Genomic DNA, 21820 nt, shown 5'->3' on the forward strand with positions numbered 1-21820 from the left:
TTACTTATTTTTGGAGCATGCTAAAATTAATCTCATATCCGATTACCTTAATTTATGCCTTGGCGTTTTTGCTCACCATTGTCATATTTCACCCTATACAAGCTATTGGTCATCGAGTTTTTGGATATCATGGACTAAAAAAAACAGTAGATGCGCTGCAATTTTGCCTCATGCGCTGTTTAAATATTTTAGGTACGCGTTTTAGTTTTGATAATCCTTATGATATCCCTACCGATCAGCCCATTATTGTGGTGTCTAATCACCAGAGTATGTACGATATATCTCCACTTATGTGGTATATGCGCAAGCATCATCCTAAATTTATTAGTAAAATAGAATTAGGAAAAGGGATTCCGAGTGTGTCTTACAATTTACGTCATGGTGGTTCGGTTTTAATCGATAGAAAAAATCCAAGACAAGCCCTGCCTGCCATTATGAAATTTGGTGAGTATATTGAAAAAACCAAACGTGCGGCCGTTATTTTCCCTGAAGGTACCCGCAGTATTGATGGTACACCAAAGCCTTTTCAAACAAAAGGTTTAGAAATTTTAATTAAAAAAATGCCTTCGGCTTTAATTGTACCCATTACTATAAATAACTCCTGGAAAACACTGCGTTATGGCAAATTTCCTATGGGTTTGGGCACACATATAAAATTTACCGTGCATAAGCCTATAAAAGTTAGTACCTTTGCTAATAGACACGACCTAATTAACCAAATAGAGACCACTATTACCGAACATATAACACTTTAAACACAAACATCATGGCCTTAAAAAATAAGAGATTTGAAGTAATGAAATTCTTGGAAAAGGATATTGACACTTTAGTGGAAAAATATTTAATTCCGATTGAAAAAATATGGCAACCAACAGATTTTTTACCAAATTCGGAAGGTAACAATGAAGACTTTTTTGAAGATGTTAGAGAAATTAGAGAGTTAGCAAAAGAGCTACCTTACGATTTCTGGGTGGTTTTAGTAGGTGATATGATTACTGAAGAAGCGCTACCAACGTACGAATCGTGGTTGATGGATGTGGAAGGTGTAGATCAAGTTAATGGTAAAAATGGTTGGGCCAAATGGGTTAGCCAATGGACTGCTGAAGAAAATCGCCATGGCGATGTACTTAATAAATACCTTTACCTTTCGGGGCGTGTAAATATGCGCGAAATTGAAGTTACCACTCAGCATTTAATTGCCGATGGTTTTGATATTGGAACCGATAGAGATCCTTATAAAAACTTTGTTTACACAAGTTTCCAAGAGTTAGCAACCTACGTATCGCACAACCGTGTGGCTAAAATGGCTAAAGACATGGGCAACAAGCGTTTGGCTAAAATGTGTAAAATTATCGCTGGTGATGAAATGAGACACCACCATGCTTACTCGGAATTTGTTGAACGTATTTTTGAAGTAGATCCTAACCAAATGATGATGGCGTTTCATTACATGATGAAACAAAAAATCACGATGCCTGCTCACTTTTTACGTGAAACTGGCGGTAAAATTGGTTCGGCATTCGAAGAGTTTTCTAATACAGCACAACGTATTGGGGTTTATACTTCTATGGATTATATTGATATTTTAGATAAACTAATTAAGCGTTGGGAGATTGATAAAATAACCAACCTTAATGATGAAGCTGAAAAAGCTAGAGATTACCTAATGAAATTACCTTCTAGAATGACTCGCGTTGCAGAACGTATGAAAGTTCCAGAAAACTCGTTTGAGTTTAAATGGGTGCAACCAGCAATTATTAAATAGTTTGGTTTAGGTTAAAAATTAAACCGAACAAAAACGAATAAAATTTTATGAACCTCTGAAAAATGAATTCCGTTTTTTAGAGGTTTTTATATATTATGACGTTATTTAACCAAGATAAAGATTATATAAAACGTGTAAACCTAGCGTTATCTTTTATTGATACACATTTAAATTCTAATGTATTATCTTTAGAAAGCATCTCGGAAGTGGCTTCGTTTTCGCCTTTTCATTTTCATCGTATTTTTAAAATTATTATTGGCGAAACTCTAAACAGTTACATTAACCGGAAACGTTTAGAACAAGCCGCAGCCGCTTTAATTCATAAAAAAGATTTGACGGTTACCGAAATTGCTATGCAAAGTGGCTTTAGTAGCAACTCCAGTTTCAGTAGAGCTTTTAAGAAATTTTATGCCGTTAGCCCTTCAGTATTTAGAACAAATCATCCGCATAAATTTAGCAAGATAAGTACAATTGAAAGCAAGAATGGTCAAGAGAAAAGCAATACAGAACAGTACATTTGTAACATCAATAATCATTTAAATTGGGTTACTATGTATGCCACAATAGAAATTAAAACACTTCCTGAATTACATTTAGCCAGCGTAACACATATTGGTGTTAATAATATTGAAAATGCTTTTGAACGCATTATAAAATGGGCCATTCCACAAGGTTTAATGCAAGATCCGGAAACAAAATTAGTCCGCCTATTTCATGATAGCTTTAAAATTACCACTCCCGATAAAGTACGTATGAGTATTGGTGTTTTAACTGAAAAGGATTTTTTAGTTGATGCTGATATTCAGAAAACCAGTACAACACCAGGAAAATATATTGTAGGTCATTTTGAAATACCTATTGAAGATTTTGAAAAATCGTGGAATAGCCTTTATATTTGGATGCACGATAATGGTTATAAAAAAGCCGAAGGTGCTCCGTTTGAAATATACCAAAACGATATGCGCCAACATCCTGAAGGATTAGCTGTTGTTGACTTTCACATACCTATTGTTTAAGCCATTTAATAAAAACTTAATAATGTTAATGAAAAAAATAATCACTATATCTTTTATACTATCTAGTTTTTACTTCATTCAAAAAACTCATTCACAAGAAAGTACTGCTACACGAGAAGAATGTCTTGAATTTATAAAAGAAAATACTATTTACTTTAACCTTATGAAACATGAGAGTAGTGAATATTATCAAACAAAAATTGAAGAAAATAAATTAATTACAATTACTCCAACATCATCATTTGAAACGAATCTAAATAAAATATCCAATGTAGGTAACATAGAGTTTGGTTATGATATTGGTCATTGGAATGATGATAAGTTCGAATTTAATTACGTAACAATTTATACCTTCGGTGATTCTGTTCTGCAAACAGATTTCGATTCTAATCAACAGTTTTTTTTTTCGACTACTAATTTGTATTTTCCTAAAAAAAATTTATCAGAAGTATATAGATTAATAAAAGCATTTAAGAGATTAACCTATTGGAATCGTCAGGAGAGGAAAAAAAGTAAATTTTAATATGTTTTTTTTTGACCTAACAACTTTACAACAAAGCTCTTGCTTTAAACAAAAAAAACTTTGCTCGAATCTTACATCTCACACCACCAAATTAACAACATATAGTTACAAATGACCAATCAAGAAAACCATATTAAACAAACCATCGTCTTTGTAAAAAAAGAACTTAAAAATGCTGAAGGTGGCCACGATTGGTTTCATATAGAACGGGTTTATAAAAATGCGCTTTTAATTTCAAAAACAGAACAAGTAGATGGGTTTATTGTAGCTTTAGGTGCCCTACTCCATGATATTGCAGATAGCAAATTTAACAATGGCGATGAAACGGTTGGCCCAAAAGTGGCTCGTGAGTTTCTATTAAAAATAAACGTTGATCCAAAGGTTATTGATCACGTGGTTAAAATAATTGAAAACATCTCTTTTAAAGGCGGAAACACAGAACAAAAGTTTACTTCACCAGAATTAAAAGTTGTGCAAGATGCCGACAGACTAGATGCTATTGGAGCAATTGGTATTGCACGTTGTTTCAATTACGGTGGCTTTAAAGATAGAGCACTTTATGATCCTGAAATTAAGCCAAATCTCAACATGAGCAAAGCAGAATATAAGACATCCACTGCACCAACAATAAATCATTTTTACGAGAAGCTCCTGCTTTTAAAAGATAGAATGAATACGGAAACAGGCAAACAAATTGCTAACCAAAGGCACATTTATATGCAAGGCTTTTTAGACCAGTTTTATAAAGAATGGGAAGGAGAAGCGTAAATAAATCATTTTTTAATCTATCGCACTTTAAAATACGACAGATTAAAATGATTTTTACTATTGAATTATATGTTTAATTTCTTTTCGGTATTGCGATGCGCTTTTCCCGGTAATTTCATTAAACTGCTTATTGAAATGCGAAAAGTTATTAAATCCACATTCAAAACAAACATCGGCAATACTCATTTGGCTTTCATTTAAAAGCTTCGTGGCGTGCACAACTCTATATTCGTTTACCAATTGCGTAAATGTTTTTCCTGTGGTTTTTTTAAAGTAACGACAAAACGCCGGAACCGTCATACTTACCTCGTTGGCAATATCATCTAAAGCAATATGCTCGTTAAAATTGGCATTGATATATTTATATATGGTATTAATCTTATCACTGTCCTGTGGATTGGTTTCTAAAGCAATTCCGTCGGCATTTAATAAGGTATAATCATCTGTCTTAGATAAGTGATTCAAAATTTCTAAAAACTTAATCATGCGCTTTAAACCGTCATGTTCTAGAAGTTTTTCAATTTTAAGTCCAATTTTCTTTTTAGTATCTATTTGAAAACGGATGCCTTTCTTGGCGCGCTCAAACAAAGCAACAATATTGGCCATTTCTGGCACTGTTAAAAAATCGTCACCTAAAAAATTAGATGCAAACTGTACCGTAGTTTCTGTTCCGTTAGCCGTAAGCCTATCGGTAAACCCATTATGTGGTAAATTAGCACCAATTAAAATAAGTTGACTATTATTAAAGTAAGATAAGTGATTTCCAATGTGTGTTTTCCCTTGTCCTTTGTTTACATAAACAAGTTCCAATTCGGGGTGAAAATGCCAAAAAGCCTTGCTTTTATCCGCACTTTCGCCGTGTTGCCTAACCAAAATAGAGCTACCAAAACTAGGGCTAATCTTTTCTAATGTAGGTTTTTTAATAATCATAGAGAGCAATTTGCTGCAAAATTACGATATATTATGCATACATTATATATTTATTTACCTTTAATCTGTGTTATTTTAACTTAACACGAGGTTAACATTCCGTTAACAGATAATTTAGCACATAAAGTGGTCAAAATTGATGTTTTCTAAAGCGTAATGCTCCTGTATCTTTGCAGAGTAATTCATCATTAAATGCCCAAATCATGAAAGACGCTATTATCATCTCAAAAAAAATTGTATTAACTGCCACTTTATGTGCTGGTTTATTAGCCAATGCCGGAACTAACAATAACATCTTCGATAAAAGAGATGTTGTTAAAACCGCATTAACCATTAACAATGTTAAAGAAGGGAATGTTTTATCTATTAAAGATAACTACGGCACTACTTTATATAAAGAGTTTATTGAAGCATCTGGAACCTATAATAAAGGATTTGATTTAACCGCATTGCCAAATGGCGATTATGTTTTTGAAATAAATAAAGATGTTGAAATTAAAATTATACCTTTTACAGTAATTAGTAATGAGGTTGTTTTTAATAAAGCAGCAGAAGTAACGGTTTTTAAACCAACTGTTAGAATGGAAAACAATTTTCTTTTCATCTCACAATTATCTCTGAATGCTTCACCATTGGAAATTGAAATTTACGCAGACGTAAATGGTAGTTATGAGTTATTACATTCGGATAAAACTGAAAATGCTCAAATTATAGAAAAAACGTTCAAGCTTGAAAAAGGAAATTATAAAATAAAAATTAACTCTGAAAATCAAGAGTATACAAAATTCATTAATAATTAGTTTAATGTCTTATTTAGTTTAGTTTAGTTGGTAAAGTGGGCTGTGGTGGCCCACTTTTTTTTGCTTTAATTTGAACTAGAACCGACCATCCTTTTTTTTAAACGTCACTTTTTTCACCATAATATTACTACTTCTTTTTTCCTCCTATTACATAGATAAATACTATTACCGTTTACCGATTTTTCTATATTCAGATACATCATTTCAACACCAGTAATAGCATCATAATAAGCACATTTAACTATAAAATATGCTATTTTACCTCAACCAGAACAAATGGTTAAAATAGCATACAAATGCATTAAAATCAATACATTGACTTTGGTTAAGCGGTTGTATTTTTGCCCCATCAAACAATGAGAAAACCATATTATGAGAAATATATTAAAGTACGCAAAAAAAACCTTATTAACAGTAACCATGTTAACTGCATTAATAAGTAACGCAAACGAAAAAATAGCGATTGAAAAGAAAGGTCTTGTTAAAACTGCCTTAACTATTAACAATGTTAAAGAAGGAAATTTACTATCTATTAAAGATGTACATGGAATTACTTTATACAAAGAATTAATTTCTAAATCTGGAACTTACAGAAAAGGATTTGACTTAACAGCTTTACCTGATGGCGAATATGTTTTTGAAGTTGATAAAGACCTTCAAATTAAAACCATTCCTTTTACAGTGAGTAACAATAATGTAGTTTTTAACAAAACTAAAGAAGTAACAGAATTTAAACCTTTTGTAAAAAAACAAAACAATCTTGTTTACATCACACAACTGGCTCCAAATTATGAAACTTTGGATATTAGCATTTACGCTAACTATGATGGAGAGTTTCAATTAATTCATTCTGATAAAGTTGAAAACACACAAGCGATTGAAAAAGCATACCAACTTGAAAAAGGAAGTTATAAAATAGTATTACATAGTAATAACAAAGAATACACAAAATTCATTAACAACTAGTTAATGTCTATTTAGTTTAGTTTAGTTGATAGTGGGCTGTGGTGGCCCACTTTTTTTTGCCCTAAACTGAACGACACGCACCTCTAGGTTTAAAAAAAATTCTCCAAAAAAATGTTCCAGTATACTCGAAGCATTTTTCTATTTAATAAATACCTATCAAAATATAGTCGTTCAAAAAAAAGATCAATTAAAAACTAATTTACCTGGATATTTCAAAAACAAACCCTCATCAAACATATAGGTAATTACCTACTATTTATGGTAGATTAATCGACACCTTTTACATAGGTAAAATAGCACATAAACTCATTAAAATCAATGTTTTACACCTTGGTAATCGGTTGTATTTTTGACCTATCAAACATTAAAATACCCAAGCTATGAAAAACGTAATTAAACACTCGAAAAAAATCCTATTTGCAGTAACCTTGTTCACTGCCTCATTAGGTCATGCTATTGAAAAAGATCCAATCGCAGATAAAGGAGTTATCAAAACGGCATTAATTATTAGCAATGTTAAAGAAGGAAACTTACTATCTATAAAAGACTTAAACGGAAATATTCTTTATAAAGAATCTATTTCTGAAACTGGAACTTATAAAAAAGGATTCGATTTAACTGCCTTACCAAATGGTGATTATTTTTTCGAAGTTGATAAAGATCTAGAAGTTAAAACTATTCCGTTTACAGTAAAAGATAACAACGTTGTTTTTAACAAAACTGAAGAAATCACTGTTTTCAAACCTTATATTAAAGAACAAGGCGATTTTATTTTAATCTCAAAATTGGCTCCAAACTTTGAAGCTTTAGATATTAGTATCTATGCCAATTATAACGGTGACTTTGAATTACTTCATTCGGATAAAATTGAAAACACACAAACCATAAAAAAAGCATACAAACTTGAAAAAGGGAGTTACAAAATTGTCTTCAACTCAGATAATCACGAATACATAGAGTACATTAACAAATAACTAACTAACCAATTTGTTGAAAAGTGAGCTATAATAGCTCACTTTTTTTGCTTTATATTGAAATGAAAAACCAGATGGATTATCTCTTTTTTATAATCCCTTTTTTCAACAAAACCAAATACACTTAAAGTCCAAAAATTTAATACTTCCTCATTATTTTAATTTCAAAACGGTCTATTCATCTCCATATAACATTTGCCATATCTATACTTAATTACCCCCCATTTATGGTAAATTAATTAACCTAATCATAATAATATAATAACGGTTAAAATAACACATAAATATATCAAAACCAATGTTTTACAAATGGATGATCGGTTGTATTTTTGACCTGTCGAACGTTACAAAACCCAAATTATGAAAAACGTATTAAACAACACAAGAAAAGGAATTTTAATGGTAGCTATGTTTACTACATTATTAAGTTTCGCAAATGAAGTTTCTGTTTCAAAAGCTAAAAATGAAGCTAAAAGAACATCACTTACATTAAAAAATGTAAAACAAGGTAACTTACTTTCTATAAAAGACGACCAAGGCATTGTACTCTATAAAGAACTTATTGAAAAAACAGGAAGCTATACTAAAGGTTTCGATTTAACCGATCTTCCAAACGGATCATACACTTTTGAAATTGATAAAGATGTAGAAATAAGCACAATACCATTTAAGGTAGCTGCGGAAGGCGTAACTTTCAATAAAGAGGCTGAACACATTGTTTACAAGCCAATTACAAAAGTAGTAGGAGATTTACTTTACATTACAAAGCTTTCTTTAGAAGAAACGCCTTTGGAAATTAACATCTTTTTTGAAGATAACAGTACAGCTAGTCTGCTTGAAGAAATTTACACTGAAACTGTTGAACACTCTAAAATTATCCAAAAAGTGTATAAATTAGAAGGTTTATCGCAAGGTACATACGAAGTGATTTGCAACACAGACGGAAGATCTTTTACAACATACATTAAATAATAACAAACCCTCAATTATAAAGGTGAACCCTAAACGGTTCGCCTTTTTCTACTTTAAAATCCTATTAGATGAAAGCTCTCAACATCGCTACATTTCAAAAAAAAAGCATCAACAACAGACATTCGAACACTATTGAAAAAGCAAACAAACGTGCCAACTGGTTACTAAAACGCATTGTTTTACACATTATTTGGGGCGTTATTAATCTTGCTGCATTAATCTATTTTTCAACTATAATTACCGGTACACCTTGGGAATTTTTCTTCCTAGCATTCGGTATTATTTACTGCACAGCTTACTGGATTATAGCTTCTAAAATATTTGACAAACTCATTGGTGACGAAATTGAAAACATTTCTAAATAACTGAATTTCAGACTAAAAATCTCAGTTAACGAAATAAAAAAACTCAAAATATATAACTATATTTTGAGTTTTTTTTATATAATAATTTAACAAATTCTAATTTACTCTCCAGGAAACTGCGCAGGGCGTTTACCTAAAAAAGCAGTAGTACCTTCTTTAAAATCAGCCGTAGCAAAACACTTTCCAAATTGCTTTATTTCCATAGCATAACCATCTTTGTCTATATGGAAACCGGCATTAACAGCCTTAATCGCTTTTCCGATAGCAACCGGAGAATTTCGCATCATTTTACCGGCTAACTTTTCAGCTAACGGCATCAACTCCCCTAAAGCCACCACGTAATTTACTAAGCCGTAATCCTTAGCGGTATTCGCATCAATCATTCCGGCCGTCATAATCATTTCCATTGCACGTCCCTTACCTACTAATTGCGGTAAACGTTGCGTACCACCATAACCAGGAATAACACCTAAAGAGACTTCCGGAAGGCCCATTTTCGCATTATCGCTAGCTATTCTAATATGGCAAGCCATCGCTAATTCCAAACCTCCACCAAGTGCGAAACCGTTAACAGCAGCAATCACGGGTTTAGATAAATTTTCAATATAATCAAATAATATCCTCTGTCCTTTAGCTGCTAACTTCCCACCTTTTTCTTCGGAAAAATTGGCAAACTCACTAATATCGGCACCAGCCACAAACGCCTTTTCACCACTACCCGTTAAAACAACCACTTTAGTATTCTTATCGGCATTAACCTCATTAAACGCTACCGATAATTCCTTAATAGTAGCTTTATTCAAGGCGTTTAATTTGTTCGGTCTATTAATGGTAATAACAGTTATACCATTATTGGTCTGTGTTAAAATATTTTGATAACTCATAAAAATTGGTTTTAAGTTTAAAAGATATTAATTTCTAAGAAATTAACTCCCAAAAGTATTAGAATGTTCATTTAATTGCGGAAATACCACTTTAAAAACAGCGCCTTTACCTTCTTCGGATACAAAAGAAATTTCACCGCCATAGGTTTCCACTATATTTCTTACCATAGCAAGGCCGAGTCCCATACCACTGGTTTTAGTTGTAAATTTTGGTTCAAAAAGTTTTTCTTTATGCTCCTCAAGCACGCCCGATCCATTATCCGATACCGTTAAAACAACAGTACCATCGACCGAAGCCACATGTACTATTATTTTAGCATCATCTTTTACCGGCATAGCTTGTATGGCATTTTTAACCAAATTGGTTACCACACGAATAAGTTGTGTTCTATCAAAAACAGCAATAATCTCTTCTTTATCTGCAGAAAACATCACATAATGCTCATTAAAAATATCTAAAGCCAGCTTTACAATTTCAACTACATTCAACGTTTCGTTTTGCTGTGCAGGCATTTTAGCGAAGTTAGAAAACGCCGATGCAATAGAACTCATGGTATCTATTTGCTGAATAAGTGTTTTGCTATATTCGTCTAATTTCGAATGAATATCGACATCTGTTGGATCGAATTTCCGTTGAAAACTTTGTACCGTTAAACGCATCGGGGTTAACGGGTTTTTAATTTCGTGCGCCACCTGTTTTGCCATTTCGCGCCAAGCTTGTTCACGCTCACTTCTAGCCAATTGCACGGCACTATCTTCTAGCTCGTCAATCATGCTATTATACGAATTTACAAGGGTTGAAATCTCTTCACTCGTATCACTTATTTCAATTTTTTCGTTTCGTTTTTCTAATCGGGTCGAATTTATTTTTTCACTAATTGTTTTTAAAGATTTTGTAATATATTTTGAAAGTAAGAAAGCACTAGCCACCGCCATTAAAAGCACCAGCAAATATGCATAACTTATACGTTCTAGAAATTCTTCAAGCTCTTTAGCCAGAAAATCATCATTTTCTAAATACGGAATATTCAAAATAGCGATAGGTTTAGAGCGCATATCGGTAACATAAGTAAAAGACGACTGAAAAGTTTGTCCGTTTTCCATATGTTTATCCACATGCCGATGTTGTGGCGTGTTGGAAATCGCATTCAAAATATCGGCTGATAAGCATTTCTCAATAGCCGCTTTTTTCAAGCCCGCATTAGACGCAATTAAAAGTCCGCCCTCCAAATCGTACAACATAATTTGAAGTTTATGGATGTCGGCAATGTTATAAATTTCTTCTTTAAATATAATAGGAATATTTTCAGTTTTCACTTCCCAGGTATTCTGCCGCCCGTTCAACACGCGTTTTATATGGGTTTTGGTATTCAATTCCTTACGCTGTAAACGTTCGGTATGATAGTCTCGAGTTTCTTCTTGGTATTGATAAATGGCCACAGCCGATATCAAGATAGACGCCAATATAACCAGTAAAATCATGGCTAGAAATATTCGAGTACGTAGAGATGGTTTTTTTATTTTCATTAATCACATTGTAGTGGTCTAAATATAACAATAATCGCACCAAACCGCCCAACAGAGTTTTAAAAAATTATAGTTCGAAATTAAAACCATAACAGGACTTACAAGCCTTTATAAGCGACACCATATAGCTCGTTATTAATCATCACTGCTTTCTGTTTTTAAATCCGTAACCTTTTGTTAACTTTGCAACCGAAAACTAAACAAGCATTTACGTTGAACTTACAGGACATTCCGCGAGTAAAATCGATTACTAAAGCGGACTTTTTAAAACATTATTTTATTCCGCAAAAACCTGTGGTTATAGAGCATTTTATAGACCATTGGCCGGCATACAGCAAGTGGAATTTAGAATATATGAAACGTGTTGGCGGACATATTACCGTGCCCCTTTACGACGATAGACCCGTTGATTTTAAAGACGGTTTTAACGAGCCACACGCCAAAATGAAACTGGCCGATTATGTCGACTTACTTAAACGGGAACCTACCAAGTTTAGAATTTTTCTATGGAATGCCCTAAAGGAAATCCCGACGTTGCAAAAAGATTTCACCTTTCCCGATTTTGGTTTACGCCTCATGAAAGGCATCCCGATGCTATTTTTTGGTGGCGAAAACTCGCATACTTTTATGCATTATGATATTGACTTAGCCAATATTTTTCATTTTCATTTTGAAGGAAAAAAACAATGCATTCTCTTCGACCAAAAGCAAAACAAGTTTTTATACAAAGTGCCACATGCACTAATTACAAGAGAAGACATCGATTTTAACAACCCCGATTACAACGCTTGGCCTGCTCTAAAAAAAGCAACAGGTTATAAAACGGAACTGTCTCACGGCGAAGTACTTTATATGCCCGAAGGTTATTGGCACTACATGCGTTATATCACTCCCGGGTTCTCGATGAGCTTACGCGCCATTGCCCGAAATCCGAAAAATTTTGGTCGCGCCATATACAACATGTTTATAATGCGAAACTATGATAACCTGATGCGCCGCCTTAAAGGCCAAAAATGGATTGATTGGAAAAATGAGCAAGCCATTACACGCACAAACAAGCATTTATGAATTAATATTTTGATATCAAAAAACTTATAATATCTTTGCCCACTTATTAAAATAACTCAAATCATGAAAAAACAATTAATGGCATTAACATTAATGGTACTTAGTGTATCATTCGTTAATTCTCAAGCATTTACAGGGCAAAACGACAACAAATTTCAAGTTGGCGCTAACCTACAAAATAACGGAACAGGGATAAACATTAGCTACGATTTAGGTATTGGTGATAATATTTCTGTTGGTTTTTCTTCCACTTATCTATTAGGTGTAAATGAAGCCTTACTAGATAACATTGACGACGATTTAGATGCTACTTTTGGAAACCGTTTCGATCTAAAAGCACGTTTTAATGCTAATCTTGGAAACGTAATTAATCTTGACGAAAATTTCGATCTTTATCCAGGTTTAAACTTGGGCATACACAACTTCGGTGGACATTTAGGAGCACGTTATTTCTTTTCTGAAGGTTTTGGTGTTTTTACCGAACTTAATGTGCCTTTAGCAAAATACAATTCGGATGATCATTTAACAGATGCCGAAAAATTAAACAACCAATTTACAATTAATTTAGGAGCTGTTTTCAGCCTGTAATTGTAGAAAAACACTTATCACTTATACTGAATTTCTTACAGTATAAGTCTAAATACCAAACCGATAGAACATATTCTATCGGTTTTTTTTATACCTATTTAATAAGTTCATGAGCTTTTTCGTAAACCAAATGCGACTCCCAACCACGGTATAAAAAATATTCAATAAATTTCTTCCGTTTCTTAAAAACGTCGCTCTCTTTTAGTGTATCCACTTTTTTTTCGGCTAAGGCATTAAAAACTTCGTTATACTCCTCATTTTCAATTTCTAAAAGTGCCCGATTTATATTAATTTTACTCAAGCCCCTTTTCTTGAGTTCGAGCGATATTCGCACTCTACCCCAGTGCTTAATTCTGAACTTTCCGCGCGCAAAAGCCATCGCAAATCGTTCTTCATTAAGATAGTTGTTTTCAATTAGGTGTACAATAATAACATCGGCAGCTTCGGGTATCATGCGCATATCGTACAGTTTTTGATTAACCTCCTTATGGCAACGTTCTTGATACGCGCAGTAATGCTCCATTTTTTTTGTAGCTTCCTGTACCGTATATGTTTTTGTAGTGTTTTGCATCACCAACAAAAATAACAATTAGATTAACAATATATTAATATCGCAAGTTTTAATACGCTCTCAATATTCAAACTTATTTTTTATGAAAAAAATTACTTTTTTAAAATCCATTACATTCCTAACAGCCCTATTTGGAATGGTTTTCTCTGGGTTTGGGCAGACTACACTAGCCGAAGGAGATATCGCGATTACAGGCGTAAATACAGATAGTTTTGATCAATTTTCATTTGTTTTATTAACAGACGTAACAACCGGAACTACAATACATTTTACAGACTGCGGCTGGTATGCAACCGGAGGATTTAGAGGCTACAACCCTATAAGCCAAAGAATTAATGAAGGCATTGTAACTTGGGAAGCCACATCTGATTTACCATGTGGCACACAAATTATTATCGAAGATATCGGCTCAGACACTTACTCTGCTACAAATGGTGATGCAATTGAAACTGATCCCGGGTTTAATTTATCCGGAAATGGAGATCAAATAATTGTTTTTCAAGGCACAACAGCATCCCCTGTTTTTTTATTTGCTATTCATGTAGCAAATAATACTGGCTGGACTAATACAATCCCAGGACCATTTGGAACTCGGTATAGCGCAGTACCCGCAGGCTTAACAGACGGCATTAATGCTGTGGCTTTTAATATGGATCATAGCACTTATAACTGTGCTGTAACTAATAACCAAACTTTAATATTAGAAGCTATTGTTGATAATGCAAATTGGTCAGGTCACAACTCAATACCTCAAACATTAGGCACTTGTGTTTTTACTTGTACTGCTGCAGGATCTTGTGCTTCAACGGTAACATGGAATGGAAGTTGGAGTGGTGGTACACCAGATTTAACTACTAACGTAATAATTGATACAAATTATAACACTAATGCTAGTATTGGAAGTTTTAGAGCTTGTAGCTTAACCATAAACAATGGAGCCATATTAACAGTAGATAATGGCACCTATGTTGAAGTTGAAAACAATGTTATCGTTAATGGAGAACTTTATGTCGAAACACAAGGTGATTTTGTTCAAAATGACATTGCAGGTATTTTCACCAATAATGGTATCTCTAGAGTAAATAAGCAAACAGCCGTAAAGTCAGATTGGTTTCATTATACATATTGGAGTTCACCTGTTGAAAATGAAACTACTGATAATGTATTCGGAAATGTTGATGGAGATAGACGTTTTTGGTTCAATGCCGCTAATTTTGTAGATAATGTTGGTAATGATGATATTGATGATAATGGAGACGATTGGCAATATGCTTTAGCTTCAAACGGAACCAACAACATGATTCCTGGAGTTGGCTACGCTGTAACAGAGGCTAGATTTTTTGTTCCTGGCTCAGCGGGTACAGCTAGTTTTGAAGGTGAATTTAACACCGGTAATATTGAAGTTGATATTGAATTAAACCCCTCAAACACTGGCGTAAACTGGAATTTTATAGGAAACCCATACCCTTCTGCAATAGATTTTATTGCTTTTCAAGCAGCCAACTCAAGCGTTATTGATGGTGCTGCTTATTTTTGGTCTCAAGCAGCTCCTCCAAGTGCTGCTAACGCGGGCAACGAAGTTCTTAATTTTGATTTAAACGATTATGCCGTATTTACTGTTGGAAGCGGCGCAATTTCTGCTGGTGGAGTTTCAACAGAAATACCTACTGGCTATATTGCTTCTGCTCAAGGTTTCTTTATACCTGCTTTAAGCGTCGGCAAAGCAACTTTTACTAACGCCATGCGCATGGCAGATGGCGCAAGTAACAATCAATTTTTTAAAGGAACTTCCTCTAAAAACTCAAATTCTACTATTGCCAACAAGCTATGGATTAATTTAACTTCTGGCAATGGCATTTTTAACCAAGTATTAATAAGTTATGTAGATGGTGCAACAGACGGTAATGACGGCATGTATTATGATGCTCCAAAATTTGCATCAGCTAATTCTGCCGCTATGCTTTATACATTTATAGATGCTGAGAATACTAAATATGCGATACAAGGCAAAAGTATTAATAGCATTAACGAAAATGAAATCATAAATATTGGATTTAACACAAATGTAAACGTCTCCACCATATTTAATCTATCCGTAGCACAACTACAAGGTGATTTCTTAAACAATAACACGATTTATTTAAAAGATAATTTACTGAATATTACACATAATTTATCAGATACCGACTACAATTTCACATCAGAAACAGGCGCCTTTACAAACCGTTTCGAAATTGTATTTAAAGAAGAAAACACACTAGCTGTTGATGCGCTTGTAAATAATGAAAGTGCATTTCAAATTATTCAACATGATAGCGAGCAAGTTACCTTTAAAACAGGCACAAGCGCGACAATTAAAACTATTGTTATTTACGATTTGTTTGGTAGAAAAGTGTATCAGTTTACAGGCGAAAACAGCTCGGAAACATATAATATTCCAAACATAAAAACAGGAATTTATATCGCTAAAGCGGAATTATCTACAGGAACCGTAATTACTAAAAAAGCAATAAAGAGGTAATTTTTTACAATGTATACTTTAAGGCTAAAATAACATTTAATCCAGCGGCTGCAATTCCAGACGAATAGGTTTTGTAACGCTGGTTGGTGATGTTTTCAACACTTGCCGAAACCGACGTAGATTTATGCAATTGATATTGCCCTCTTAAATTTACCGTGTACCACGATGGCGCGTAAGGATCTCCATTTTTATCTAAAGCATAGATATAATCTTTTTCTATTTCAGAAGGTGCCAATTGATTAAAAGATAATTCGCTATTATAATTCGCAAATGCATCGAGCTTAAATCGATTCATATCCCAAGTAATGTGCGTATTCCCAAAGTTTGGAGCCACATGCCTGATAGGTACTTCACCCCCCTCATCTTCTTCCGTTCCGCCAATAACATTATATTGCGATGTTAAGGCTAAGGTTTTAGATATATTATATTTCAACCCAACTTCAAACCCATAAAGCCAAGCTTTTGAAGCATTCTGAATGGCTTGTACATTACTTAATTCGCCATCGTACATAATTTCGGTTTCGCCATTTAAGCTATAATCGCGGCGCACCAAAGCATTATCTAAATAGGTATAATAGGTGCTCATATCTAAAATAACGGTATCGTCGAAATTCAACTTTAAACCCAACTCGCCGCCATAAGCATATTCAGGTTTTAAATGTTCGTTTGGCACCACAACCGATCCGGGTTCCGAATCGAACACCTTACCAATATCATCAATGTTTGGCGCTCTAAATGCCGATGATGCATTGACGTTCCATTGTATTAGCGCACTTGGCGACCAACTAATACCAGCCGTTCCTGTAAGTGCTCCTGCCGAGTTATGTGCCGTTGTAAAAGGCAAATTGAGATAAGCGTTGTTTTCGGTAAAATCGGCATTAGAAACCACCCGATTAAAACGTAAACCCGACTGAAACACAAATTTCGTATTCGGCTTATATTTTATACTCGAATAAACAGCTGCCGACTGCCATGATGCCCCATTTGGATATCGTGATACCGTTGGCACGATGGTATTAGTTTCTATATTTTCTTCTTCTCCGTTAGAAAACACATTGTTATACACATACTCGAAACCGTAAAACAATTGCATTTTAGAGTTTATCGTTTTTTCTAAATCGAGGTTGAATGAATATGCATCTACAGATTCTTCTTTTATGCTTCTAATAGCCGATTGAAAATCGCGATCCATTCTACTTTCTTTAAAGTTCTGATAAGCAAATGTGGCTTTAATTTTATCGTATAAGTTAGAATTACTACTTAATTTAGTGACTTGCAAATTAGACATAAACCAGTTTTGCGGGCCGTAAGACCATTCTGCAGAGCGTAAAACATCGCTACGGTATCTAATTAACCGATCGTATCTTGGAATATCGGATGATGTGGTGTAAAACAAACCTAAATCGAAACTTAAATTCTCGTAAGGTTCATACCGTACTTTTTGCATCAAATTCAATTGGTTGTAACCCGATTGCTTTTGCACTAATGGATCTGAATTTTCCATAACCACATCGCCACTCACGTTGGTTTCAACATATTCTGGTCTTAAATAATCGTCAGGGCCATATTTTCCCATTTTTAAATCGCTAAAATCGGTATAACTCGCACTGGTTACAAATCCCCATTTTTTATAGCCTAAATTAAGATCGACATGCCCCGTTTTTTCCTGACTTGCCGAAGCGTATCGCGCCACAATATTCGACTTAACCAATAAAGAATCGGTGTAAGACAATTGTGGTTTTTGAGTATAAAAACTCATTACACCACCAATGGCATCACTCCCATAAATTACCGAGCCTGAGCCTAAAGTAACCTCTGTGTTTTGAATAGAAAACGGATCGATAGCAATGACATTTTGTAAATTCCCACCTCTAAAAATAGCGTTATTCATACGCACACCATCAACCGTTATTAACAATCTATTGGTTGAAAATCCACGAATCATAGGGCTTCCGCCACCCATTTGACTTTTTTGCATATAAACCTGGCCGGTGCTTTCTAATAAATCGGCACTAGTTTGCGGATTTGAAAACTGCACATCGCTCGCGTTTAAACTGACGATAGTTTGTGGAATATCTCTTTTATTCTGCTGAAATTTAGACGCGGAAATAACAACTTCCTGAAGCCCTTCGGTATTAGAGCTTAAATACACTTTGTTTGAAGTCCCTATTTTCCGTTTTGTAGTTTGTTTTAAAACATGAGACAAGTGCTTGAAATAAATCATTTCAGCATCGGCAAAGGCTTGCAATGACGCTTCGCCTCTAAAATTAGTTATCACCGATTTAGATTTATCAATATTGTAAATAGCCACACCAAATATAGGTTCTTGCGTTACTTTATTAAGCACTTTTACCTGCTGAGCGCAAACGCTCCATGAAAAAAACAACAAAAAAATACTATAAAAAAATTTCATCTTTTAATTAAAAACTTGATTGAAAACTTGTAGGGATCTAGGCGGCTTAAAGCTTCCCAAATGTAGTTCAAAATATAGTAACATCATATTTAAAAACGACTGCCTTTGCTTGCCATTAATCTTTACAGTTGGTAAGTCATCAAAAGTTGTTCCTAAGAGCTGTTTTAGCAAACCTAAATCTTCACCAGTAATGGTATTTCTATTATCAGGTGTGTCTTGAAACTTTCCTTCAACCAAATTAAAGTAACGCGAATCGCTGTTTTTAATATCGGGGTAAAACCCTAAATACTTGGTTAAATTCAATAAAAACAACAGGTGAAAGTTGGCATATTCCGATTGCACATCGAGCCATAACAAAGTGGTTTCAATATAACTGAAAAGGGTTTCGTTTTCTTCTTCTTCACGCAATCCGCTACTTAACACTTCGGATAAAAACATAACGATAGCACTTTTTAATACATGAGTATGCAGGCTGCTATATAAATGATTCAACTTAACATCGGTTAAGGTTTGCAACGACCTATTATCTTTATAATTAAGAGTTAATTGTAATTGTGACAACAGCTGAAAATAGGCCGTTCTAGCGCCTCCTTTTTTACTTTTTAAAACCCCTCGAAGTAAAAAACTCACGACGCCCAATTGCTGAGTATAGCATTTAACAATTAAATCGTTGTCGCGGTATTTTAACTTAGACAACACTATGGCTTGAGTTGTAACTAGCATTACCTTACCACCATTAATTTAAGTACTTTAGTTTCGAAGGTATCCAAATCGGAAATCATGATGAGATACACACCCGAAGACACTACATTATTGGCCATATTTTTGCCGTTCCAAAATACAGTACCGCCATCTATTTCGAGGTTATAATTATTATACCTAAGGTTAATTCGCGACTGCGCTTCGGCTACTAAGTTTCCTTCAATATCGGTAATTTTAATATTGACATTCTCAGAAATATTTTTAATGGTTACCTTTTTTTCGACGATATCGAAATTGGGTCTTACCGGATTAGGATATGCATAAACGGTTTCTAAATCTTCGGTAGATTTTGAACCACCCGATTTAAACGACACCAAGCCGTTACTGGTTCCAAAATAAATAAGACTGTTGGTATCATCGATAGAAATACCGTTGACATTGTTTGATGGTAAAGGCGAATTATCGGCTGTAAAATGATAAATGGTTTCCTGCCCATCGGAGGATAAATAAAACACACCAGCACCAATGGTTGAAATCCACTTGTTATTGGCGCCATCTACTTTGATATCGGAAATAAACTGATCGGCTAAAAGCTCTTTTGCAATACCGTTTTCAAGAATTATAATTTCGTCAGCAGCTACATCATCATCAGTAAAAAAGTTAGAGGTATTGTACAATACTCTTAAACCAATATCGGTACCTATCCACAATTGGTTTCTATTATCTATAGCTAAAGCACGTACTGTTTTTGTTGGCAAATTCCCGTCGATTTCGCCAATGCTTTTTAATAAAGGACTTCCATTATTTTCATTAAAACCAATAACTCCTTTAGAGAAACTTGATATCCATTTTGTATTATTGTTATCAATAATTAAATCGCCAAACCCTAAATTATCATACACTGGGTTGTCTATTATAGACTCAAAACTATAGGAATTCCATTGATTATTAGTAGGATTAAATGATTTTATAGCACGATTTACCAAACTTGTAATGCTCCACAGCAAACCATTAGAATCAAAGGCGATACCGCTAACGCGTATGCTGACATAAGTTGACGTTGGTGATAATGATAAAGACTCCAACCCACTATTATTTTGATTATATAACACTGTAGGGACATCATCATTAAACTCCAATAAGCCATGAAAAAAGGAACTCACAAATGCTTGATTGCGATTAGATGGATTTACCACAATAGTATTTAAATCTCTGGCCCCGAACACATCGGCATACGGTGTATTTACCCAAACATCATCATTTAAACGACTTACGCCACGGGCTCTTAAAGTAGGCTCATAAAACAAACTATATTCACCATAAGTAACCCATACGCCACGAGCATCTGCTTCAATTGAAAACACTGAATTTAATAACGGTCCATCAGGATGTACTTCTTCAAAAATAGTAGGAGATAACACTGCTGTTTTTAGCACACCAAAATCTTGACTTCCAATAAAGATTTCATCTCCAGCGACTGTAGCTACTGTAAATTCTGTATCGAAATCGGTAATTACAGAAGCTTGACTTATAAGATTAAAACTAGCATTATACATATATATATCATCCTCTGTGCTAACTAGTAACTGGTTTTCAACACTGCGTAAATCCACCGGCGTGTTCGTAAACAAAAACAAACTCGTTAATACATTATTATTAACTTCATAAATACGTCTATTTGTTTGGATAGCGTAGAGTTTATCTGCGTTAGCCTGGACCGCAAGAAACTCGCCAGCACTTACCTGCTCCCAATTTCTGTAATCGATTAAATTAGGACTAGAAAGTGGTGCTTTTTTTAATCCGCCACCATCTCGACAAGCAGCATAAATGTAATCCTCAAAAATAGTGGTCTGGTTTACTTCTATTTGTGTTCCTAAATCGCCAATAAAATAAGTGTCACCAAATTCCAAACGTTCTAAATTGAACACAGAAATACCAAACCCCGTTGATAAATAAATAAACTGGTCAACGGCATTTATATGTTTAATTTCTTTATCATTAGCCTGAATGGTGTTTTTATCAAGAATATCAACCACTGTCAGGATATTATCATCATTATCAAAAACAATTTCGATTAAACCGTTTTCATAACCAACCACCAATAACTCATAAGTTTCACTGTAATAGATAGTAGAAATCGTTTCGCCTGATAAGCCATGTACTGTTGTAATTTCATCTAAAACATTAGAATCTAAATCGATGCTGAAGATGGCATTTTCTGAAGCCGCGTAAATTTTGTTATTTCCTTTAACAACGTCGTTTATAATGTTGTAAGAAAAATAACCTTCCCAAAGATTGGAAAAATCTTGCCCAAATTGCAATAAAGGCAACATATAAATTAGAAAAAGTATAACTCTTTTAAGCATGTTTTATTTTTATAATAAGAATTTAAGCATGACGATAGCTATGCTAAATTCGCATATTTATTTTGAAATTTATCGAGGAAAGCCCTCTAAGAGAACTATTT

The 21820-nt window shown here is 34.0% G+C and carries 20 protein-coding genes; 13 read left to right on the forward strand and 7 right to left on the reverse strand.

Annotation, left to right across the window (positions count from 1 at the left end; all coding sequences use genetic code 11):
- Positions 1–17 precede the first annotated feature (17 nt).
- The 5 genes from QWY92_RS05060 (at position 18) to QWY92_RS05080 (ending at position 4072) form a co-directional block, all read left to right on the forward strand.
- A complete protein-coding gene (locus QWY92_RS05060) occupies positions 18–755 on the forward strand; it encodes a lysophospholipid acyltransferase family protein (protein ID WP_290269002.1) in 738 nt (245 codons plus the stop codon).
- An 11-nt stretch (positions 756–766) separates the two neighbouring features.
- On the forward strand, positions 767–1765 hold the full coding sequence (locus QWY92_RS05065) for an acyl-ACP desaturase (RefSeq protein ID WP_290269005.1): 999 nt from the start codon (positions 767–769) through the stop codon (positions 1763–1765).
- A 95-nt stretch (positions 1766–1860) separates the two neighbouring features.
- A complete protein-coding gene (locus QWY92_RS05070; RefSeq protein WP_290269006.1) occupies positions 1861–2781 on the forward strand; it encodes an AraC family transcriptional regulator in 921 nt (306 codons plus the stop codon).
- Between the two features lie 28 nt (positions 2782–2809).
- Entirely contained in the window at positions 2810–3304 is a 495-nt protein-coding gene (locus QWY92_RS05075) for a hypothetical protein (RefSeq protein WP_290269007.1), read from the forward strand.
- A gap of 111 nt (positions 3305–3415) precedes the next feature.
- Positions 3416–4072, forward strand: a complete 657-nt coding sequence (locus QWY92_RS05080) for an HD domain-containing protein (RefSeq protein WP_290269008.1) — start codon at positions 3416–3418, stop codon at positions 4070–4072.
- A 57-nt stretch (positions 4073–4129) separates the two neighbouring features.
- Here the strand turns inward: QWY92_RS05080 and QWY92_RS05085 are convergent, their stop codons facing one another.
- Positions 4130–5002: an AraC family transcriptional regulator gene (locus QWY92_RS05085; protein WP_290269010.1), complete on the reverse strand. Its 873-nt coding sequence runs from the start codon at positions 5000–5002 to the stop codon at positions 4130–4132.
- A gap of 203 nt (positions 5003–5205) precedes the next feature.
- Between QWY92_RS05085 and QWY92_RS05090 the strand changes: the two genes are divergently transcribed.
- The 5 genes from QWY92_RS05090 (at position 5206) to QWY92_RS05110 (ending at position 9079) form a co-directional block, all read left to right on the forward strand.
- On the forward strand, positions 5206–5802 hold the full coding sequence (locus QWY92_RS05090; protein ID WP_290269011.1) for a hypothetical protein: 597 nt from the start codon (positions 5206–5208) through the stop codon (positions 5800–5802).
- Positions 5803–6174: 372 nt separating this feature from the next.
- Positions 6175–6768: a hypothetical protein gene (locus QWY92_RS05095; protein ID WP_290269013.1), complete on the forward strand. Its 594-nt coding sequence runs from the start codon at positions 6175–6177 to the stop codon at positions 6766–6768.
- Between the two features lie 380 nt (positions 6769–7148).
- Positions 7149–7742 (forward strand): T9SS type A sorting domain-containing protein, encoded by a 594-nt coding sequence (locus QWY92_RS05100; protein WP_290269015.1) that lies wholly within the window; start codon positions 7149–7151, stop codon positions 7740–7742.
- Between the two features lie 360 nt (positions 7743–8102).
- The gene (locus tag QWY92_RS05105) at positions 8103–8714 is read left to right on the forward strand and encodes a hypothetical protein (RefSeq protein WP_290269017.1); all 612 of its coding nucleotides are present in this window, start codon (positions 8103–8105) and stop codon (positions 8712–8714) included.
- A gap of 68 nt (positions 8715–8782) precedes the next feature.
- The gene (locus QWY92_RS05110; RefSeq protein ID WP_290269019.1) at positions 8783–9079 is read left to right on the forward strand and encodes a hypothetical protein; all 297 of its coding nucleotides are present in this window, start codon (positions 8783–8785) and stop codon (positions 9077–9079) included.
- Between the two features lie 101 nt (positions 9080–9180).
- Here the strand turns inward: QWY92_RS05110 and QWY92_RS05115 are convergent, their stop codons facing one another.
- Entirely contained in the window at positions 9181–9963 is a 783-nt protein-coding gene (locus QWY92_RS05115) for an enoyl-CoA hydratase/isomerase family protein (protein ID WP_290269020.1), read from the reverse strand.
- A 42-nt stretch (positions 9964–10005) separates the two neighbouring features.
- Positions 10006–11490, reverse strand: coding sequence for a sensor histidine kinase (locus QWY92_RS05120; protein ID WP_290269022.1), 1485 nt, complete (start codon positions 11488–11490; stop codon positions 10006–10008).
- A 213-nt stretch (positions 11491–11703) separates the two neighbouring features.
- Between QWY92_RS05120 and QWY92_RS05125 the strand changes: the two genes are divergently transcribed.
- On the forward strand, positions 11704–12558 hold the full coding sequence (locus QWY92_RS05125) for a cupin-like domain-containing protein (RefSeq protein ID WP_290269024.1): 855 nt from the start codon (positions 11704–11706) through the stop codon (positions 12556–12558).
- Between the two features lie 63 nt (positions 12559–12621).
- Positions 12622–13146, forward strand: coding sequence for a DUF6646 family protein (locus tag QWY92_RS05130; RefSeq protein WP_290269026.1), 525 nt, complete (start codon positions 12622–12624; stop codon positions 13144–13146).
- 94 nt (positions 13147–13240) lie between these two features.
- Here QWY92_RS05130 and QWY92_RS05135 read toward each other — a convergent pair whose 3' ends face one another.
- Positions 13241–13669: a regulatory protein RecX gene (locus QWY92_RS05135; RefSeq protein ID WP_290269027.1), complete on the reverse strand. Its 429-nt coding sequence runs from the start codon at positions 13667–13669 to the stop codon at positions 13241–13243.
- A 130-nt stretch (positions 13670–13799) separates the two neighbouring features.
- Here QWY92_RS05135 and QWY92_RS05140 point away from each other — a divergent pair, with 130 nt between their 5' ends.
- Positions 13800–16238, forward strand: coding sequence for a T9SS type A sorting domain-containing protein (locus QWY92_RS05140; protein WP_290269029.1), 2439 nt, complete (start codon positions 13800–13802; stop codon positions 16236–16238).
- Positions 16239–16242: 4 nt separating this feature from the next.
- On the opposite strand, the gene QWY92_RS05145 is transcribed toward QWY92_RS05140, so the two are convergent.
- The 3 genes from QWY92_RS05145 to porZ are packed head-to-tail and all read right to left on the reverse strand — an operon-like array spanning position 16243 to position 21719.
- Positions 16243–18651, reverse strand: coding sequence for a TonB-dependent receptor plug domain-containing protein (locus tag QWY92_RS05145; protein ID WP_290269032.1), 2409 nt, complete (start codon positions 18649–18651; stop codon positions 16243–16245).
- 3 nt (positions 18652–18654) lie between these two features.
- Positions 18655–19374: a DNA repair protein RecO gene (gene recO / locus QWY92_RS05150; protein ID WP_290269033.1), complete on the reverse strand. Its 720-nt coding sequence runs from the start codon at positions 19372–19374 to the stop codon at positions 18655–18657.
- A complete protein-coding gene (porZ, locus tag QWY92_RS05155) occupies positions 19374–21719 on the reverse strand; it encodes a type IX secretion system anionic LPS delivery protein PorZ (RefSeq protein WP_290269035.1) in 2346 nt (781 codons plus the stop codon). The genes recO and porZ overlap by 1 nt, the downstream gene beginning before the upstream one ends.
- Between the last annotated feature and the right edge of the window lie 101 nt (positions 21720–21820).

This window comes from Algibacter miyuki, from assembly GCF_030409805.1.
In the GTDB taxonomy this organism is placed as follows: Bacteria; Bacteroidota; Bacteroidia; order Flavobacteriales; family Flavobacteriaceae; genus Algibacter; species Algibacter miyuki.

What these genes read in the sequence shown, in the direction of transcription:
- QWY92_RS05090 (WP_290269011.1), top strand. Translation starts at nt 5,206, where the DNA reads ATGAAAGACGCTATTATCATCTCAAAAAAAATTGTATTAACTGCCACT.
- QWY92_RS05095 (WP_290269013.1), top strand. Translation starts at nt 6,175, where the DNA reads ATGAGAAATATATTAAAGTACGCAAAAAAAACCTTATTAACAGTAACC.
- QWY92_RS05100 (WP_290269015.1), top strand. Translation starts at nt 7,149, where the DNA reads ATGAAAAACGTAATTAAACACTCGAAAAAAATCCTATTTGCAGTAACC.
- QWY92_RS05110 (WP_290269019.1), top strand. Translation starts at nt 8,783, where the DNA reads ATGAAAGCTCTCAACATCGCTACATTTCAAAAAAAAAGCATCAACAAC.
- QWY92_RS05085 (WP_290269010.1), bottom strand. Translation starts at nt 5,002, where the DNA reads ATGATTATTAAAAAACCTACATTAGAAAAGATTAGCCCTAGTTTTGGT.
- QWY92_RS05060 (WP_290269002.1), top strand. Translation starts at nt 18, where the DNA reads ATGCTAAAATTAATCTCATATCCGATTACCTTAATTTATGCCTTGGCG.
- QWY92_RS05120 (WP_290269022.1), bottom strand. Translation starts at nt 11,490, where the DNA reads ATGAAAATAAAAAAACCATCTCTACGTACTCGAATATTTCTAGCCATG.
- QWY92_RS05115 (WP_290269020.1), bottom strand. Translation starts at nt 9,963, where the DNA reads ATGAGTTATCAAAATATTTTAACACAGACCAATAATGGTATAACTGTT.
- QWY92_RS05105 (WP_290269017.1), top strand. Translation starts at nt 8,103, where the DNA reads ATGAAAAACGTATTAAACAACACAAGAAAAGGAATTTTAATGGTAGCT.
- QWY92_RS05140 (WP_290269029.1), top strand. Translation starts at nt 13,800, where the DNA reads ATGAAAAAAATTACTTTTTTAAAATCCATTACATTCCTAACAGCCCTA.
- recO (WP_290269033.1), bottom strand. Translation starts at nt 19,374, where the DNA reads ATGCTAGTTACAACTCAAGCCATAGTGTTGTCTAAGTTAAAATACCGC.
- QWY92_RS05145 (WP_290269032.1), bottom strand. Translation starts at nt 18,651, where the DNA reads ATGAAATTTTTTTATAGTATTTTTTTGTTGTTTTTTTCATGGAGCGTT.
- QWY92_RS05080 (WP_290269008.1), top strand. Translation starts at nt 3,416, where the DNA reads ATGACCAATCAAGAAAACCATATTAAACAAACCATCGTCTTTGTAAAA.
- QWY92_RS05075 (WP_290269007.1), top strand. Translation starts at nt 2,810, where the DNA reads ATGAAAAAAATAATCACTATATCTTTTATACTATCTAGTTTTTACTTC.
- QWY92_RS05130 (WP_290269026.1), top strand. Translation starts at nt 12,622, where the DNA reads ATGAAAAAACAATTAATGGCATTAACATTAATGGTACTTAGTGTATCA.
- QWY92_RS05135 (WP_290269027.1), bottom strand. Translation starts at nt 13,669, where the DNA reads ATGGAGCATTACTGCGCGTATCAAGAACGTTGCCATAAGGAGGTTAAT.
- porZ (WP_290269035.1), bottom strand. Translation starts at nt 21,719, where the DNA reads ATGCTTAAAAGAGTTATACTTTTTCTAATTTATATGTTGCCTTTATTG.
- QWY92_RS05065 (WP_290269005.1), top strand. Translation starts at nt 767, where the DNA reads ATGGCCTTAAAAAATAAGAGATTTGAAGTAATGAAATTCTTGGAAAAG.
- QWY92_RS05070 (WP_290269006.1), top strand. Translation starts at nt 1,861, where the DNA reads ATGACGTTATTTAACCAAGATAAAGATTATATAAAACGTGTAAACCTA.